Source organism: Flexibacter flexilis DSM 6793 (assembly GCF_900112255.1).
Lineage (GTDB): Bacteria > Bacteroidota > Bacteroidia > Cytophagales > Flexibacteraceae > Flexibacter > Flexibacter flexilis.
On the sequence record NZ_FOLE01000042.1, the window covers coordinates 1 to 1,202 of the forward strand.

The window sequence follows — 1,202 nt, forward strand, 5'->3', positions numbered from 1 at the left end:
TTGGTCTCTACGGGCTGTTCGGTGGTAGATACGGTTGCCGTATCTGTTGCGCCTAATGTCGTATTTCAAGATACAAATATTTGTCATGGCGCAAGCGTTACGTTAGCCGATTCGATTAATGAACAATCTGTTGTTTGGACATTCAGTCCGTCGTTACAATCGCCAGATAATTTCGTGAATAATGTTCTGACGCTTTATAATGCGACAGGTAGCATAAAAAATACAGTATGTTCTGCCAGCAATATTCCGTGTGCGGATAGTTTGCAGGTTGGCGTATATCCAAAATTGCAGCCCAACGCGACAGCTTTGTTTCAAACGTGTAGCAATCAACCTGTAAGTATCGGTACGGTTGCCGATGCGAATTATTCTTATCAGTGGTCGCCAGCCAATAATTTGACTAATCCGAATATCAGTAACCCAACGGTAAGTATTTCAAATACAGGCAATAGTGTATTGGTTCAAAAATATTATCTGACCAGAACATTGGTCTCTACGGGCTGTTCGGTGGTAGATACGGTTGCCGTATCTGTTGCGCCTAATGTCGTATTTCAAGATACAAATATTTGTCATGGCGCAAGCATTATGTTAGCCGATTCGATTAATGGAGAATCTGTTACTTGGACATTTAATCCGCCGTTGCAATCGCCAGATAATTTCGTGAATAATGTCCTGACGCTTTACAATGCAACTGGTAGCATAAAAAATACAGTATGTTCTGCCAGCAATATTTCGTGTGCGGATAGTTTGATGATTTCTGTATATTCTTCAATGATAGTAAATCCAACGATTTACATACAAACCTGTGACAGTCAACCAGTAAACATTGGAACAAATGTCAATGCGAATTATTCCTATCATTGGTTTCCAGGTACTTATCTAAATGATTCTACTATAAGCAATCCGATTTTTATGGCAAGCAATAACTCTAATCAGACAACGAAATACAAATATTTAATGATTAGAACCGTATTAGCCACAGGCTGTACAGTCGTGGATACGGTTGTTGTGTCAATTCCGCCATCCGTTGCACTAAAAGACACAAATATTTGTCATGGCGCAAGCGTTACGTTAGCCGATTCGATTAATGGACAATCTGTTGTTTGGACATTTAATCCGCCGTTGCAATCGCCAGATAATTTCGTGAATAATGTTCTGACACTTTATAATGCAACAAGTAGCATAAAAAATACAGTATGTTCTGC

At 39.4% G+C, this 1,202-nt stretch carries 1 protein-coding gene; it reads left to right on the plus strand.

Annotation, left to right across the window (positions count from 1 at the left end):
- Positions 1-1,202, plus strand: a 1,202-nt coding sequence (locus BM090_RS18640; protein ID WP_177200020.1) for a hypothetical protein, incomplete at both ends; no start/stop codon positions are given.